Source organism: Salipiger bermudensis HTCC2601 (assembly GCF_000153725.1).
GTDB classification, from domain to species: Bacteria; Pseudomonadota; Alphaproteobacteria; order Rhodobacterales; family Rhodobacteraceae; genus Salipiger; species Salipiger bermudensis.
This window is the reverse complement of the sequence record NZ_DS022276.1, coordinates 717,343-733,790: the sequence shown is the minus strand read 5'-3', so window position 1 is coordinate 733,790 and position 16,448 is coordinate 717,343. Positions and strand designations below refer to the sequence as shown.

Here is a 16,448-nt window from a genome sequence, read left to right as displayed (position 1 = left end):
GCGCGGTCAGGTCACGCGCGCGCAACGCGCGGGCAAGGGGGCGCAGGATGCCGAGACCTTCCTGCGCGGCATGGCGATCCCGCAGGGCGCGACGCTGGGGGCGGGCTGATGTTTCCCACGCTGATCGGCACGGTGGTGATCGCGGGCATCGTCGGCTACGCCTCGGAGCGCAGCGGTTTCACCCGCAACGGCATCCTGCCGAGCATCATCATCTGCATCGGTGGCGCCTTCCTGGCATATTTCATCCGGCTGATGTTCGGCATCGGCTTCGGCTCGCCGGGGCTCAACGCCATCGCCTCGTCGATCGGGGCGCTGATCATCGTGCCGTTTCACTGGCGCGGACGGAGGTAAGGCCCATGTCGGTCGTCTGGCTCATCATCATCGGCGCCGCGGCGGGGTTCCTCGCCACGCGCTTCATGCGGATCGAACTCGGCCTCGTGCAGACCATGGCGCTCGGCATCGCCGGGGCGGTGATCGGCGGGCTGGTGCTGCGGCTGCTGATCGCGGTGACCGGCGCTCTGGCCGGGCTGGTGGGCGCGGTACTGGGCGCCATGCTGCTGCTCTGGCTCTGGCAGGTCTACAACCGGCGCTGAGCCGGGCCGCCCCTCCTCTTCCCGTTCCTGTCAATGAGGCAGGTCAAGGTGGCGCTGCGTAAACCGGCGCTTCGTTGACATGTCACTTCGCGCATATGATCGCGCGACGTGAGGGAGGCTCATCACCGATGAAGGGGAGACACGACATGACACGTCTGAACACCACGCTGGCCGCCGCTGCGGCCCTCGCGCTGAGCGCCGGGGCGGGGCTGGCCGATGACATGGGCAAGCAGGATTTCGTCGAGGGCTGCGCCGGTTGCCACGGCGAAAGCGGCATGGGGCAGGGGTCTCTGGCTGAGCTCTTGACCGTGGAGATGCCCGACCTGACGCACCTCTCGGCCAACAATGACGGCGTGTTTCCGATGCTCGAGGTCATCCACATCATCGACGGCCGCACCCAGCTGCGGGCGCATGGCGATCCGATGCCGATCTGGGGCACCGTCTTCAAGTCGCGTCTGATGACCGAAAGCGGCATGATGGGCGGCGCCGAGGCGCTGGCACGCGGACGCATCCTGTCGATCGCCTACTACCTTGAGTCGATCCAGCAATAGCCCCCGGCCAGCCCGGCGCGGCGTCCGTTCCGGGTCGGGCTGTGCGGCTGCGCGAAGACCCTGCGCGCCGCGCCGCAATTGCCTGCTGGCGTCCAAAGCCTAATTTCTCTCCCAACCAAAGAGGAGAGAGCCGATGGGTTTGCTGGTTGACGGCGAATGGCAGGACCGCTGGGACTACAACGACGACAGCGGCAAATTTCAACGCAGCGAGACGGCGTTTCGCAACTGGATCACCGCCGATGGCAGTGCCGGCCCCTCGGGTGAGGGCGGCTTCAAGGCCGAGCCGGGGCGCTATCACCTCTATGTCAGCTATGCCTGCCCGTGGGCGCACCGGGCGCTGGTGTTCCGCGCGCTCAAGGGGCTCGAGGAGCTGATCCCGGTGAGCGTGGTGCATCCGGACATGCTGTCGGATGGCTGGACCTTCAAGACGGATTTCCCCGGCGCCACCGGTGATCGGCTCTACGATCTGCCGTTCCTGCGCGACATCTACACCAAGGCGCAGCCCGACATCTCGGGGCGGGTCACGGTGCCGGTGCTGTGGGACAAGGAGCGCGAGACCATCGTCTCGAACGAGAGCGCCGAGATCATCCGGATGTTGAACGAGGCCTTCGACAGGCTGACCGGCAACAGTGATGATTACTGGCCCGAGGCGCTGCGCGAGGCCATCGAGCCGGTCAACGCGCGGATCTACGACACGGTGAACAACGGCGTCTACAAGGCCGGGTTCGCCACTTCGCAGGAGGCCTATGACGATGCGGTGGGGCCGCTCTTCGAGAGCCTCGACTGGATCGAGGAGCGTCTCTCGAAAGGCCGCTACCTGATGGGGGACCGCGTCACCGAGGCCGATTGGCGGCTCTTCACCACGCTGATCCGCTTCGATCAGGTCTACAACGTGCACTTCAAGTGCAACAAGGCGCGGATCGTCGACTATCCCAACCTCTGGGCCTACACGCGCGAGCTCTACCAGTGGCCCGGCGTTGCCGACACGGTGCATTTCGATCATTTCAAGCGGCACTACTACTACAGCCATGACATGATCAATCCGAACCGGATCATCCCGGTGGGCCCCGACCTCGACCTGATGGCGCCGCATGGGCGGGAGGCGCTCAAGGCCGCCTGAGCGGGCTCAGTGCGGCTCGGGCTGGCCGAAATGCTCGACCATCGCGGCCAGGTCCGCCGGCGGTGTGGCGCTTGGCAGGTAGGCGCAGGCGTTGCTGCAGAGCTGGAAGATCGAGCCGTCGGAAAAGAACGAGGTGTTGGTGACGAAGATCACCTTCGCCTCGGGCCTCCGGTAATTGGCGAAATCCGCGACCGCGATGGCGCTGCCCTCGTCGAGCACGAGGTCTAGGACGATGATGTCGGTCGGGCTGTCGAGCAGGTGGCCGGTGGCCTCGTCTTCGGTCAGCGCGACGGTGACCGTCGCGCCGAGCCGCGCCAGATGGCGCGACCACAGGCCACCCAACTCTTTCCGACTTTCGACGATGAGCACGTTCATGCGCGTCTCCGATGGCAGTCGTCCCCAGGCGATGAGGCCTTTGTCTTCCTCAGTTCTAAACAATTGTTTAACGAACTCGTAAGGAATGTGAACGAAACGCAAACATGAGCGGGATGCCGCTTCTTGCGCCGCCAAACCGGGCTGGTACTGTGCCGCCAAACGCGGAAACGAGGTTCACATGCGCGCGCTCTCCTGTCTCATCGCCCTTTCGCTCTCCGGTGCGGCTTTCGCGCAGGAGGTGCCCTGCGGCGGCGATTTCCAGACCTTCAAGGCGGGGCTGCGGGACGAGGCCGTGGCGATGGGCCACGACGCCGAGGTGGCGCGGCGCTTCCTGTCCGGCGCGCGGCAGGACAGCAGCGTGCTGCGCCGCGACCGGGCGCAGGGCATCTTCCAGACGCCATTCATCGAGTTCTCGCGCAAGCTGATCAGCCAGGACCGGCTCGACCGGGGGCGCCAGCTGTCGCAGCGCTGGGACGAGGTCTTTGATCGGATCGAGCGCGATTACGGCATCTCGCGCGGGGTGCTGCTGGCGTTCTGGGCCTTCGAGACCGATTACGGTGCTTTCCAGGGGGATTTCAACACGCTGAACGCGCTGGTCACGCTGGCGCATGACTGCCGCCGCCCCGAGATCTTCCGGCCGCAGATCTTCGCCGCGATGGAGCTCTACGAGCGGGGTGACTTCGATCCTGCCACCACCACCGGCGCCTGGGCGGGCGAGATCGGCATGGTGCAGATGCTGCCCAGGGACATCCTCGAGAACGGCATGGACGGCGATGGCGATGGCCATGTCACGCTCAAGACCTCGGCACCGGATGCGCTGCTCTCGGGGGCCAAGATGCTCTCGGAGCTGGGCTGGCGCCACGGCGAGCCGTGGCTGCAGGAGGTTGTCCTGCCCGCCGACATGGACTGGTCGCAGACCGGGCTCGAGACCACGATGAGCGTGGCCGAATGGGAGCGCCTCGGGGTGCGGGCCCGCGAGGGGGCGCTGGATGACGGCCGGCTCGAGGCCTCAATCCTGCTGCCGCAGGGGCGCGGCGGGCCGAGCTTCATCGCCTATCCGAATTTTCGCGTCTACTTTGAGTGGAATCAGAGCTTTACCTACGTCATGACCGCCGCCTACTTCGCCTCCCGGCTGGAGGGCGCCTCGGTCTATGACCCGGGCAACCCCGATCCCGGCCTCTCGGGCGAGCAGATGCTGGCGCTGCAGCGTGCGCTGGACGCCAAGGGCTACGACGTGGGCGGCATCGATGGCATTCTCGGGGCCGGGACGCGCTCGGCGGTCCGCGACATGCAGGCCCGACTGGGCCTGCCGGCGGATGGCTGGCCCACAATCGAACTGCTGAACCTGCTCTGACCCACGTTTGATACAGGTCTGATCCGGGCCGGAACCCTGCCCGGGGGCTCCTCGTTACTTCGCCATGATACGGGATATCGCATTGCCGGTCGCCCTGCTGTCGCTATTGCAGGTCGGAATGTGTGCGCCGGACGAGGCGCCGACCCCACCCGAGGAGGTGGAGCTTCAGGTGCTGCCCGACGACATGCGGGGCCGCTGGGGGCTTGTCGACGCCGATTGCGAGCGGGGCCGGGCCGACGCCAAGGGCCTGATGGTCGTCACCGCCCGCCACCTCACCTTTTATGAGTCCCGCGCCACGCTGCGAGAGGTTGAGCATCTCGGCCCGGAGCGGGTCGCGGCAGAGTTCTCCTATACCGGCGAAGGTACGACCTGGTCACAAGACGTGTCGCTCACCCTCACGGAAGACGGAGACCGCCTGCAGCGGCAGGAAACCGGGCCCGAGGCTGAACCCGTGGACCTGACCTATCGGCGCTGCGACGGCGGCTGATCAGCCCGGAATGATCTCGAACTTCAGCACGTCGACCATGCCGCGGTCTGTGATCTTCAGCGACGGAATTACCGGCAGGGCAAGGAAGGCAAGCTGCAGGAAGGGCTCCTCCAGCGTCACACCCAGAGACCGTGCCGCGGCGCGCAGTTCGACCAGCCGGTCGCGCACCTCCTCGAACGGCGCGAGGCTCATCAGTCCGGCCACCGGCAGCGCCAACTCGGCGAGGATGTCGCCGCCCCGCGCCACTACGAAGCCGCCCTCGATCTCCTCGAGCCGGTTCGCAGCCAGCGCCATGTCGTCGTAATCGACGCCGACACAGGCGATGTTGTGGTGGTCGTGGCAGACCGTCGAGGCAATGGCCCCGCTCTGCAGCCCGAACCCCTTCACGAATCCGGTGGCCACGTTGCCGTTCTTGCCGTGCCGCTCCGCCACCGCGATGCGCACCAGATCGCGCGCCGCGTCGGGCCGCTTGTCGCCGTCCTCGATGGCGATCGTCTCGCGCAGGTGGTCGGTGAGGATCTGCCCCTCGCGGATGCCGATCACGTCGGTTTCCTCGCGATTGCCGATGGCGCGGAACTGCCCGGGCACCAGCCGCGGTGCCTTGACCGATCCGCGCCCCACCGATTCGACCGATCCGCGCGCCGCGAAGGCTGCGTCGGTCGCCACCACGCCGCCTGCCAGCACCATCTGCGCATGGCAGCCTTCGAGCGAGTCAATTGCAACGATATCGGCGCGCTTGCCCGGCGCGATCATTCCGCGATCCTTGAGCCCGAAGGCCTCAGCCGCCGACAGCGTCGCCGCGCGATAGGCCGCGAGCGGCGGGGTGCCGAGCGCGATCATCGTGCGGATCATGTAATCGAGATGGCCGTGCTCGGCGATATCCAGCGGGTTGCGGTCATCGGTGCACAGGCACATGTAGGGCGCCGTGCGCTCGCTCAGGAGCGGTTGCAGCGCGTGCATGTCCTTCGAGACCGAGCCGTCGCGGATCAGCACCCGCATGCCCTTGCGCAGCTTCTCGAGCGCCTCCCCGGCACTGGTTGCCTCGTGCTCGGTGCGGATGCCGGCGGCGACATAGGCGTTGAGATCCTTGCCCGAGAGCAGCGGGCAATGGCCATCCACATGGCCGCCCTCGAAGAGCCGCAGCTTCTTCATCGCCTCCGGATCGCGGTGGATCACGCCGGGATAGTTCATGAACTCCGCCAGCCCGATGCCCGACGGATGACCCATCAGCGGTGCCAGATCCTCGGCCAGCAGCTCGGCGCCCGCCGTCTCCATATGCGTCGACGGCACGCAGGAGGACAGCTGCACGCGGATGTCCATCAACGTATGCGCGCTGGCCTCCTGGAAGTAGCGGATGCCCGCCGCGCCGATCACGTTGGCGATCTCGTGCGGGTCACAGATCGCAGTGGTGACGCCACGCGGGGTCACGCAGCGGTCGAACTCGAACGGGGTGACGAGGCTGCTCTCGATATGCAGGTGGGTGTCGATGAAGCCGGGCACCAGGATCAGGCCGCTCACGTCGATCACCTCGCCCGCCTCGTAGTCCTCCAGAATGCCGACGATGGTGTCGCCGCAGATCGCCACGTCGCCTTCGAGGAGGTCGCCGGTGACGAGATCGAGGATGCGGCCTCCGCGCAGGACGCGGTCTGCCGGGGCGTCGCCGCGCCCCTGCGCGATGCGGGTTTCGAGATCTGCCATGCCGGCCTCCGCTGCTGTTTCGCGAGAGTTTGGCACAGCCGCCACCGGGGCGACAGGCCGGATGAGGGGGTGCCAGCGTTCAAGGGATCTTAACGCCTCATGCGGCACACCATGCGGAGGGTTGTGTTTGAACGGGATGCCACGGAATGAGCCTGCGCCTGATGTTGCTGAGTGCCATTGCGCCACTCCTGTTGCTTGTGCTGTACCTCGCTGGCAACGGATTGTCGTCGCTGTCACAGCTGTCCCAGCGCGAAAGGATGGTGTCTCAGGTCGCCGCCGAATCCGGGGCGGTCGCGGACCTGGTGCATGAATTGCAGAAGGAACGCGGCTATTCCGCCGGGTTCAGCTCGTCCCTCGGGCGCAATTTCCGCACCGAGCTTGCCGCCCAGCGGGAGGCCACGGATGCCGCGATCGAGTCCCATCTGGCGGATCGTGCGGTGTTGTCGGACGTCGCGCCGGAGCAGGTCGCAACGGTCGATGACGGGATGGCGGCGCTCGCCAAGCGGCGCAAGCAGATCGATGCGCTGGCGCTGACCGTACCCGAGCTTGCGGGGTACTACACCGGCATCATCGAGACGCTGATGGCGGCCTCGAGCCGGGTGCGCCTCGGTGCCGGGGGCGATCCGGGGGCAACTCTGATGGAGGCCGCTGAACTGGTCGCCCTGGCGAAAGAGAGCGCCGGGCTCGAGCGGGCGATGGGCGCCGCCGGGCTAGGTGGCACCCGCTTCGCCGACCCGGTGCACCGCCGCTTCACCGATCTCGGTGCCCGGCAGCGCGCCTTCCTGACACGGGCAGAGGCGGTGCTCGGACGACCGGGATTCGTGGCCGGGCTGACCGACGCGCCGGCGGCGCGCAGGCTCGAGCCGATGCGCCAGGCTATCGTGGCGCTGCCTTATGGCGGCGAACGGGGAAGGTTGACCGCGCCGGCGTGGTTCGCGGCCTCGACCGCGTGGATCGACGATCTGCGCAGGGCCGAGGCCGCGCTGGTCGCGGAGCTGGCGGAACTGACCGCCGCCGGTGCGGCGGAGGCGGGACAGGCGCTCCGGTTCGAGGCCCTGTTGACGGCGGGGGTGGCCTTGCTCAGCACCGGTTTCGCCCTGTTCCAGTCCGAGCTCGTCACGCGGCGGCTGCGCCGGCTCACGGCGGTGATGAACGAAGTGATCGGCGGCCAGTTCGAGGTCTGGGTGCCCCATATCAAGGCGCGCGGAGAGATCGGGATGATGGCGCGGTCGATCTATCGCTTCAAGCAGATCACCAGGGCGGCCACGGAACGGCGTGAACAAGAGGAAGCCACGTTGCACGACAAGCATCGCCAGGTGGTGGAGCTGGTGACCGAGGGGCTGAACGCGCTGGCCCATGCCCGGCTGACCCTGCGCTTCGACGCGCCGCTGGCGCCGGAATACGACTCGATCCGCACCGATTTCAACACCGCGACCGCGCGCCTGCGCGAGGTCATGCTGACGCTTGCAGGCACCGTCTCGGAACTGCGCGATCAGGCGTCGGATATGCGGGTGTCGGCGTCCGACCTCGCCGATCGGACCACCCGCCAGGTCGAGATGATCGCGCGCACCTCCGACACCGTGTCCGGACTGACCGAGACGTTGCGCCAGACCAGCGGGTCGCTGAGGGATGCCAAGGACCTTGCCGATGGCGCGCGCGAACGCGCGGATCTCTCCGGCGGGGTGGTCGACCGCGCGGTGAACGCGATGGACCGGATCGCGGATTCCTCCGGCCGCATCGCCCAGATCACCGGGGTGATCGAGGATATTTCGTTCCAGACCAACCTTCTGGCTCTGAATGCCGGGGTCGAGGCCGCGCGCGCCGGCGAAAGCGGCAAGGGCTTTGCGGTGGTCGCGATGGAGGTGCAGAGCCTCGCCGGGCGCTCGGCCGACGCGGCGCTCGAGATCAAGGCGCTGATCGAAGAGAGCGCCGCCGAGGTCAAGAGCGGTGTCGATCTGGTCGGAGAGACCGGCCGCGCGTTGCAGACCATCCTTGAACAGATCCGCAAGGTGGATGAGGTGCTCTCGGGCGTGAGCACCGCCGCCGACGGCCAGAGTCGCGAACTCGAGGAAATCAACGATGCCATTCGGCGGCTCAACGAACTCACCGCGCAGAACGGCACGGCGGCGGAGGGCAGCCGAGACAGCTCGCACGAGATCGCCGAGCGGGTCCAGCATCTCGCGGCGCTCGTGTCCGAGTTCGAGCTCGAGGCATCCGGCCCGGAGGACAACTTAAGGGCAGCATGAGCGTCTTGGGGCAACAGCCAGAAAATATCTGTCGAAAAGCCCGCTTTTCCGGAGGTCTGTGCTAAGATGACCGTGTGACCAGTGGGATAGCCGTGACCGTTACGCAGCGTAGCGAACGCCTTCCTTAATTTTACCTCCTTTCCGGACCAGCCTAGAAGAACAACCGAAAGGTGATTCGTGGAACTTGACAGGGGATTTCGAGGTGAAGGTTGATTTAGCGATGCGTCCCGACGCCCGACAGACGACTGCCATGCGTGTTCTCATCGCCGATGACCATGACCTCCTGCGCGACACGCTCGAGCTTTTTCTCGAAGGCGAGGGCAGTTTCGAGACCATCGGGGTCTCGACCTATCCCGAGGCCGAGGCGCGGGTCGCGACGGACGGACCTTTCGATCTCGTTCTGCTCGATTACTCGATGCCGGGGATGAACGGGCTGACCGGCTTTACCCGGATGCAGGCGCTGCCCGGTGCGCGCCGCGTCGCGATCATTTCGGGCACCGCCAGCCGCGAGGTGGCGGAAAAGGTGCTCGAGGCCGGGGCCGCGGGCTTCCTGCCGAAAACCCTCTCGGCGAAATCTCTGGTCAACGCCGTGCGCTTCATGGCGATGGGCGAGCAATACGCGCCGCTCGACTTCATGCGCGCCGAGGAAGAGACCGAGGTAAACCCGCTCGCGGAGAAGCTGTCGCCGCGTGAACTCGAGGTGCTCGAGGGGCTGACGCAGGGCAAGTCCAACAAGGAAATCGCCCGCGATCTCGACATCCGCGAGCCGACCGTCAAGCTGCATGTGAAGTCGCTGTATCGCAAGATCAACGCGTCGAACCGCACCCATGCGGCGATGATCGCCAAGGAAGCCGGGCTGTTTTGACCGCCCGGCGCCACGCGTCACCCTAAGATCAGATCCATTTTGCCAGCGGCGGCAGGCTCATCAGAACCGCGTTGGCATCGTGCCCGGTGGCCAGACCGAACTTGGTGCCCCGGTCATAGACGAGATTGTACTCGGCATAGAGCCCGCGATGCACCAGCTGCGTCTCACGGTCCGCCGCGTCGCAGGGCATCACCCGGCGCTTTTCCACCAGCGGCAGGTAGGCCGGCAGGAAGGCGCGGCCGATATCCTGCGTCAGCGCGAAATCCGCGTCCCAGTCGCCGGTGTTGCGGTCGTCCATGAAGATGCCGCCGACACCGCGCGCCCGCTTGCGGTGCGGGATGTAGAAATACTCGTCGGCCCAGGCCTTGAGCTCGGGATAGAGCGCCGGCCCGTGTGGGTCGAGATGCGCCTTCTGGGTGGCGTGGAAATGCGCCGTGTCCTCGTCGTATTCGATGCAGGGATTGAGGTCGGAGCCGCCGCCGAACCACCAGGCGTTCGGGGTCCAGAACATGCGCGTGTTCATGTGCACCGCCGGGACGTGCGGGTTGCGCATGTGGGCGACGAGGCTGATGCCGCTGGCCCAGAAGCGGGGGTCGCTCTCGATCCCCGGCACGCCGCGCGCCGCCATGGATTTCTGCGCCGCCTCGCCGAGCGTGCCGTAAACGGTGGAGACGTTGACGCCGACCTTCTCGAACACCCGACCACCGCGCATCACGCTCATCAGCCCGCCACCGGCATCGGAGCCGTCCTCGGCGGTGCGGCTGGTGGGGGTGACCTCGAAGGCTCCGGGCGCGTCGTCGGAGAACGGGCCGGTGTCATGGCTCTGCTCGAGCCCCTCGAAGGCCGCCACGATCTCGTCGCGCAGGGCGCGGAACCAGTCCGAGGCGCGGATCTTGCGCTCGGCGAAGGCATCGGTGTCGGTCATCGTGGATCTCCTCGCTATGCGGGCCCGTGTTAGACCCAAGCGGGGGCGGGGGCAATCAGTGCGCGGGGGCGACAACCGGGTCGATCAGCGTGCGGCCGCCATCGACGGTGAGGATCTGACCGGTCATGAAGCCCGCCCCTTCGGAGGCGAGGAACTGAACCGCCTCGGCCAGCGCGCCGGGCGCGGCGATGCGGCCAAGCGGCGTGTTGGCTTCGATCTCCTTGCGGTAGTTCGGGTGATCCTTAAGCTTGTCCTTGAGGCTCGCCGACATCACCGAGCCGAAGCCGACGCCGTTCACCCGGATGCGCTCGGGCGCCAGTGCGACTGCCATCGAGCGAGTCATCTGGTCGAGCGCGGCGCAGGACACGGAGTAGGACAGGATCTGCTTCTGGGTGCGGCGCGAGGCGATGGACGAGAGGTTGATGATCGCGCCGGCCTGCCGGTCGCTGTCGCCGTTCGACTGCTTCATCATCCGCCTGGCGACGATCTGGCTGAGCCGGTAGGCCGGCATCAGGTTCTGCCCGATCAGCGTTTCCATGGTGTCGTCTTCGAGGTCGAGCGGATCGGTCGGCATCATCTGCCGCGCCCCGTTGATCAGGATATCGACCCGGTCGAACTGGTCGAGCGTGGCCGAGAGCAGGTTGTTCAGCGTCAGCTTCTCGCGCAGGTCGCCGGCGAAGTAGCACATGTTGCCGCCGTCGGTTTCCTGCCCGCATTCCTTGGCGAGCCGGTTCTCGTCCATGTCGGCGAACATCACGTTGGCGCCCTTGTCGGCGAAGTGCCGTGCGATGGCGAGACCGACGCCGTTCGCGGCTCCGGTGACGATGGCGGTCTTGCCTTCGATCGAATAGCTCATTCGGCGTTCCCTGAGAGTTGGCGCGTCGGGGTGACGTTAGCGAAGATCACCGGTTCGGGCGAGAGCCGTGCAGGATCTTGAAGCGGCTGTCCCCGGCGATCTCGTCGCTGTTGCGGAATTGTGCGGCAAGCGTGGTCTCGTAGGGCAGGTGGCGGTTGGCCACCAGCCAGAGCTGCCCGGACGGTTTCAGCATCTTGCGCGCGGCGGTGATGAAGGCCTGCCCCAGAGAGGGATCGGCACGCCGTCCCTGATGGAAGGGCGGGTTCATCACCACGGCGTCAAGCAGTTCGGGCGGGGTCCAGGTGGTCGCGTCGGCCCAGTGGAACTGCACTCGCGGGTCGGTGACGTTGCGGCGCGCACACTCAAACGCGGCGTGGTCGGCCTCGACCATGTGCAGCGTTCTGATGCCGTCGCGGGTCAGCAGACCGGCCCCGAGCCCGCCCCATCCGGCGCCGAGATCGGCGACCTGCGCGCCGAGCTTCTCGGGCAGCGCGGCGAGCAGAGCGGCCGAGCCCGGATCGGGGGCGTCGGCCGAGAACACGCCCGGCGCGGTCCAGAGCCCGTGGACGTTGGGCGCGGCCTCGCGGGCCCAGTCTGCGAAGGCGTCGGTGGCGGTGAACCAGACCGTCTTGCCATGCGCCTTGGAGACCTGACCGAGCAGCGGTGCACGCGCCTTCACCGCCTTGGCGATGGGCTCGATGCCGTCGTCTTCTGGCCGTCGATGACGATCAGCCCGCCGGGGGCCGCGGCACAAGCCATGGCGACGCGCGCCTCGGCCAGCTCGCGCGAGCGGGGCAGGAAGACGATGGCGGCGGCAAAGTCGCCTTCCGGTGCAGAGCGACGGGCACACCGCGGCGCTGCCACAGGTCATGATCGGGATTGAAGCCCTGCACCACGGCGCAGCGCTCGAGCGGCAGTGCCTCGGTGAGCAGGTCCCCGGGGGCGCCGATCAGCAGGATGCGGCCATCGGAGGGCAGGGTGAGGCCTGCCTTTGTTGCGAAACTCAATCTCTCGGCTGTCATGGCAGGGCCGGCGCGGGGGCGCGGCTCACTCCTTTTCCATGGTGCATTGCAGCGGATGCTGATGGCGGCGGGCGAAATCCATCACCTGTCCGACCTTGGTCTCGGCGATCTCGTGGCTGAACACGCCGACCACCGCGACCCCCTTCTTGTGCACCGTGAGCATGATTTCGAAAGCCTGGGCATGGGACATGCCGAAAAACCGCTCGAGCACGTGGACGACGAATTCCATCGGCGTGTAATCGTCGTTCAGCAGCAGCACCTTGTAGAGCGGCGGCCGCTTGGTCTTGGGCTTGGTCTGCAGGACCACATCGGCATCGCCATCGCCATCTCCCGGCAGGGAGGGCGAGTTCGCGAGGCGGATGGTTTTTTCCGTGATGGTGATTGTCATCTCGGGCTCAAGGCGCTTTGCGGTTGGTGGCTCGAAGGGTCTATATAAATCGGTGATCGCCCGGAGAAAAGGGCTCAGGACGGAGTCTTCGCCTTATGGCCTCGAATTTGCTGACAATCGGTTTCGATGCGGACGACACGCTCTGGCACAACGAGCGTTTCTTCAAGCTGACACAGGAGCGATTCGCCGAGCTGCTGCAGGACCATGTGGAGGCCGATCACCTCGACGCGCGGCTGCTCGAGGCCGAGCGGCGCAATATCGGGCATTACGGTTTCGGCGTGAAGGGCTTCGTGCTGTCGATGATCGAGACCGCGATCGAGGTCACCGACGGGCGGGTGCCGGGCAGCGTCATCGGCGAGATCCTCAAGGCCGGGCAGGACATGCTGGCCCACCCCATCGAGTTGCTGCCGCACGCGCAGGAGGCGGTCGAGGCGCTGGCGGCGGATCATCACCTCGTGCTGATCACCAAGGGCGATCTTCTGCACCAAGAGCGCAAGCTCGCCCAGTCCGGGCTGGGCGACTGGTTCGATGCGGTGGAGATCGTCTCGGACAAGCGGCCCGAGACCTATGCCCGGATCTTCGCGGCCTGCCCGGGTGGGGCAGGGGCGGCGATGATGGTCGGCAACTCGCTGAAATCGGATGTGCGTCCGGCGATCGAGGCGGGCGGCTGGGGAGTCTACGTGCCGCAGGAGCTCATGTGGTCTCTGGAGGCGGCGGAAAAGCCCGCGCATCCGCGGTTTGCAGAGCTCGAAGATCTTGGCGGGCTGGTGAGTCTGGTGCGCGAGATCGGCTGAGTCTCGCGATTTCGCCACATTTTTGCCTTAATCGCCGTGATAGTCGGTGGTCCGAAACGGCCCCCAACATCTGGACTCCGCTGCCTTCGAAAGAGGCAGAGAATCAACATATTGCGGTCTTCCGCGATGCGATCTTCCGTGCTACGCTTTCAAACAATCATAACGAGAAGTTCACCGGAGAAACCGGGAACACCGAGGCAGAAAAAAAGGCGGATACCGTGACGGGACGGCACAGGCAAAAGCCGGGCCGAGCAGGCCTGCAATTCATTACACTACTCTGGTTCCTCATCGCTGCTCCGATGAGCGCTCTCGCTGCGCCCTACGCGGCGATGGTGGTGGACGCCAGATCCGGCGAGGTGCTGCATTCCGAGAATGCCGACACCCCGCTGCACCCCGCATCTCTGACCAAGATGATGACGCTCTACCTCGCCTTTGAGGCGGTCGAGCATGGCGAGTTGACCATGGACACGGTGGTCACGATCTCGCGCAATGCCGCGGCAGAGCCGCCCTCGAAACTGGGGCTGCGCTCGGGGCAGAAGATCAAGCTGCGCTATCTGGTGCGGGCGGCGGCGGTGAAATCCGCCAACGATGCCGCCACCGCCATCGGTGAGGCGATCTCGGGCAGCGAAGCGGCCTTCGCACGGCGGATGAACCGCACCGCCAAGGCGATGGGCATGTCGCGCACCACGTTCAAGAACGCCAACGGACTGACCGAGACCGGTCACATGTCGACGGCGCGGGACATGACGCTGCTCGGGCGGCACATGATCTACGACTACCCGCAGTATTATAATCTGTTCTCGCGCATCACGACCCATGCGGGCATGCACGAGGTCTACAACACCAACCGGCGGTTCCTCGGGGCCTACAAGGGCGCCGACGGCATCAAGACCGGCTACACCCGCGCGGCGGGCTTCAACCTCGTGGCCTCTGCCGAGCGCGGCAGCGAACGGGTGGTGACGACGGTGTTCGGCGGTCGCTCCACCGCGTCGCGCAATGCCAAGGTGGCGGAGTTGATGGATCTCGGCTTCAAGCGCGCCAAGACCCGCGTCGCGCTGCGGGCGCCGGGCAAGCCGCCCTATCTCGGCAATCGCGGGCTCGGCAATGTCGAAGTGGCGCGCAGCGCCGACCCCTCGCCGGACGGCGCGCGTGGCAAGACGATTCGCGTGGTCTCGGCGGCGGTGACCCGCAGCCTGCGACCGCAATCCCGCCCCGGCGCCTCGAGCGCCGAGATCGCCCCGCTGGTGGCGAGCGTGGAGAGCGACATCGAGACCGTGCTGGCCAGTGTACAGATCGCCGAGGAGAGCGCCGTCTCGGAGGTCGAGATTGCCGAAGCGGTCCCCGAGGCGGTTGCCGGCGATGCCTCGGACGTGGCGCCCAATGCCTCGATCAAGCCGGTGCGCCGCCCGCAGGGCATCCTGATGGCTGCCGCCTCGGCGGCGCCGGCCGAGGCACAGGCCGTGCCGGTCTCGGCGCCGGTGCAGGAAACGCAGGAGGTCGTGACACGGCTCTCGACCTCGGGCGGGCGCCACTGGGGCATCAATGTCGGTCGCTATCCAAGCCGCTACGCCGCCGAGAAGGTGCTGCTGAAGACCGCGCTGATGGAGACCTCGACGCTGGATGGCTCGCTGCGCAAAGTGATCGACCGCAGCTCCGGCTTCGATGCCAATTTCATGGGGCTGAGCCGCGAGACCGCGGATCTCGCCTGCCGCCGGCTGCAGGCGCGGCAGGTGACCTGCTTCATGATCGGGCCGAGCTGACGCCGGGCCACGCCGTGACGGCGCGGGCGAAGACCCGGGCCGCTCTCCAGACCCCTGCCCCCGGCCGCAATGCCGGGGGCATTTTCTTGTGAAAGATGTCCGGCGGTGCAGCCCTTCGGACTGCGCAGGATCAGCCCGGTCCCGTCTTCGCCGGCCCGGGCGGTGACGGGGGCGCTGCCCCCTGTCGCACCGGAGGTGCGCGCATAATAAAAGAAAGGAGGGGGCGCTGCCCCCTCTTGGCGCTGTGCGCCAATTCACCCCCGAGGTATTTTGAAACCAGAGAAGCCAGGAGCGCTGCGCCCCTGGCTTCTCTTCGTCAAAAATACTCCCGCCGGAGGCGTCCGGCCCGGATGTTTGCGAGATGGTCAGCCGCGCCAGGCGAAAAAATCAGGGCCGGCCCTGGCGAGGAGCTCTTCGGCGAGCGCGCGGCCCATGGCGGGGCCATCGGCGGCGGGGCCGCTCAGTTCGCCGGCGTGGGAGGCGCTGCCGTCGGGGGCGAGGATCTCGCCGCGCAGGCGGAGCCTGTCTCCGTCGAGCTCCGCGAGCCCTGCGATGGGGGTCTCGCAGGAGCCGTCGAGCGCCGCGAGGAAGGTGCGTTCGGCGGCGAGACGGGTGGCGGTGTCGGTATCGTGGATCGCGGCCAGCATGTCGCCCGTGCGGCTGTCATCGGAGCGACGCTCGATGCCGATGGCACCCTGGGCGATGGCGGGCAGCATGTCGTCGGGCGACATGGCGGTCATCGGGATGTCGGTCATGTCCATGCGACGCAGTCCCGCCATGGCGAGGAAGGTGGCGGCAGCGACGCCGTCCTCGAGCTTCTTCAGCCGGGTCTGCACGTTGCCGCGGAACTCCACCACCTGCAGGTCCGGCCGGCGGTTCAGCAGCTGCGCACGGCGGCGCAGCGACGAGGTGCCGACAACGGTGCCCTCGGGCAGGGCGGCAAGCCCGGCATGGCCCGGCGATATGAAGGCGTCGCGCTCGTCCTCGCGCGGGAGGTAGCAGTCGAGCACGAGGCCCTCGGGCTGCTCCGTCGGCATGTCCTTCATCGAGTGCACCGCGATGTCGATGCCGCCCGAGAGCAGCTGCTCCTCGATCTCCTTGGTAAAGAGCCCCTTGTTGCCGATCTCTTTCAGCGGCCGGTCGGCAGCGATCATCGCGCGGTCGTCGCCGGTGGTCTTGATGACGACGATCTCGAAGGCGTCCTGCGGCAGGTCGAAGGCGGCGGCGAGGCGGTCGCGGGTCTCGTGGGCCTGGGCCAGCGCCAGCGGCGATCCGCGGGTGCCGATCTTCAGAGGAGCGGCGGGGGAGGGAAGCAGTGTCATCATGGGCCTGAGCTTTATGTCGCGTGTTCGCCTGTGGCAATGGGGCGTGAATTGACATATTGCCGCCTGCGACACCATCTGGGAGGCCGCGA

The 16,448-nt window shown here is 66.9% G+C and carries 16 protein-coding genes and 1 pseudogene; 10 read left to right on the top strand and 7 right to left on the bottom strand.

Features of this window, described 5'->3' with window-relative positions; all coding sequences use genetic code 11:
- Nucleotides 1-108 precede the first annotated feature (108 nt).
- The 4 genes from R2601_RS03515 (at nt 109) to R2601_RS03500 (ending at nt 2,264) form a co-directional block, all read left to right on the top strand.
- Nucleotides 109-351, top strand: a complete 243-nt coding sequence (locus tag R2601_RS03515; protein ID WP_007793658.1) for a hypothetical protein — start codon at nt 109-111, stop codon at nt 349-351.
- A gap of 5 nt (nt 352-356) precedes the next feature.
- Nucleotides 357-593: a GlsB/YeaQ/YmgE family stress response membrane protein gene (locus R2601_RS03510; protein ID WP_007793655.1), complete on the top strand. Its 237-nt coding sequence runs from the start codon at nt 357-359 to the stop codon at nt 591-593.
- A gap of 146 nt (nt 594-739) precedes the next feature.
- Nucleotides 740-1,144, top strand: coding sequence for a c-type cytochrome (locus R2601_RS03505; protein WP_007793652.1), 405 nt, complete (start codon nt 740-742; stop codon nt 1,142-1,144).
- 133 nt (nt 1,145-1,277) lie between these two features.
- The gene (locus tag R2601_RS03500; RefSeq protein ID WP_007793650.1) at nt 1,278-2,264 is read left to right on the top strand and encodes a glutathione S-transferase family protein; all 987 of its coding nucleotides are present in this window, start codon (nt 1,278-1,280) and stop codon (nt 2,262-2,264) included.
- A gap of 6 nt (nt 2,265-2,270) precedes the next feature.
- On the opposite strand, the gene R2601_RS03495 is transcribed toward R2601_RS03500, so the two are convergent.
- Nucleotides 2,271-2,639, bottom strand: coding sequence for a response regulator transcription factor (locus tag R2601_RS03495; protein ID WP_007793647.1), 369 nt, complete (start codon nt 2,637-2,639; stop codon nt 2,271-2,273).
- 178 nt (nt 2,640-2,817) lie between these two features.
- Between R2601_RS03495 and R2601_RS03490 the strand changes: the two genes are divergently transcribed.
- The gene (locus tag R2601_RS03490) at nt 2,818-3,993 is read left to right on the top strand and encodes a lytic murein transglycosylase (RefSeq protein ID WP_007793645.1); all 1,176 of its coding nucleotides are present in this window, start codon (nt 2,818-2,820) and stop codon (nt 3,991-3,993) included.
- Between the two features lie 82 nt (nt 3,994-4,075).
- The gene (locus R2601_RS03485) at nt 4,076-4,480 is read left to right on the top strand and encodes a hypothetical protein (RefSeq protein ID WP_086003292.1); all 405 of its coding nucleotides are present in this window, start codon (nt 4,076-4,078) and stop codon (nt 4,478-4,480) included.
- Here the strand turns inward: R2601_RS03485 and ade are convergent, their stop codons facing one another.
- Nucleotides 4,481-6,178 (bottom strand): adenine deaminase, encoded by a 1,698-nt coding sequence (gene ade / locus R2601_RS03480; RefSeq protein WP_007793639.1) that lies wholly within the window; start codon nt 6,176-6,178, stop codon nt 4,481-4,483.
- Between the two features lie 146 nt (nt 6,179-6,324).
- On the opposite strand from ade, the gene R2601_RS03475 reads away from it, so the two are divergent.
- A complete protein-coding gene (locus R2601_RS03475) occupies nt 6,325-8,424 on the top strand; it encodes a methyl-accepting chemotaxis protein (protein WP_007793637.1) in 2,100 nt (699 codons plus the stop codon).
- 250 nt (nt 8,425-8,674) lie between these two features.
- Nucleotides 8,675-9,289, top strand: a complete 615-nt coding sequence (locus R2601_RS03470) for a response regulator transcription factor (protein WP_007793629.1) — start codon at nt 8,675-8,677, stop codon at nt 9,287-9,289.
- Between the two features lie 28 nt (nt 9,290-9,317).
- Here the strand turns inward: R2601_RS03470 and hemF are convergent, their stop codons facing one another.
- The 4 genes and pseudogenes from hemF to clpS form a co-directional block, all read right to left on the bottom strand.
- A complete protein-coding gene (gene hemF, locus R2601_RS03465; protein WP_007793627.1) occupies nt 9,318-10,214 on the bottom strand; it encodes an oxygen-dependent coproporphyrinogen oxidase in 897 nt (298 codons plus the stop codon).
- A gap of 55 nt (nt 10,215-10,269) precedes the next feature.
- A complete protein-coding gene (locus tag R2601_RS03460) occupies nt 10,270-11,070 on the bottom strand; it encodes an SDR family NAD(P)-dependent oxidoreductase (RefSeq protein WP_007793625.1) in 801 nt (266 codons plus the stop codon).
- 46 nt (nt 11,071-11,116) lie between these two features.
- Nucleotides 11,117-12,092, bottom strand: a pseudogene (locus R2601_RS27680) (class I SAM-dependent methyltransferase).
- Nucleotides 12,093-12,117: 25 nt separating this feature from the next.
- The gene (clpS, locus tag R2601_RS03450) at nt 12,118-12,480 is read right to left on the bottom strand and encodes an ATP-dependent Clp protease adapter ClpS (protein WP_007793618.1); all 363 of its coding nucleotides are present in this window, start codon (nt 12,478-12,480) and stop codon (nt 12,118-12,120) included.
- Between the two features lie 95 nt (nt 12,481-12,575).
- Here clpS and R2601_RS03445 point away from each other — a divergent pair, with 95 nt between their 5' ends.
- Both R2601_RS03445 and R2601_RS03440 read left to right on the top strand, forming a co-directional pair.
- Nucleotides 12,576-13,274 carry an HAD family hydrolase gene (locus tag R2601_RS03445; RefSeq protein ID WP_007793615.1) on the top strand — a complete coding sequence of 233 codons (699 nt, stop codon included), beginning with the start codon at nt 12,576-12,578 and terminating at the stop codon, nt 13,272-13,274.
- A gap of 299 nt (nt 13,275-13,573) precedes the next feature.
- Nucleotides 13,574-15,034 carry a D-alanyl-D-alanine carboxypeptidase family protein gene (locus tag R2601_RS03440; RefSeq protein ID WP_007793613.1) on the top strand — a complete coding sequence of 487 codons (1,461 nt, stop codon included), beginning with the start codon at nt 13,574-13,576 and terminating at the stop codon, nt 15,032-15,034.
- Between the two features lie 365 nt (nt 15,035-15,399).
- Here R2601_RS03440 and hemC read toward each other — a convergent pair whose 3' ends face one another.
- Complete coding sequence (hemC, locus tag R2601_RS03435; protein ID WP_007793611.1) at nt 15,400-16,359, bottom strand: hydroxymethylbilane synthase; 960 nt, start codon at nt 16,357-16,359, stop codon at nt 15,400-15,402.
- Nucleotides 16,360-16,448 lie beyond the last annotated feature (89 nt).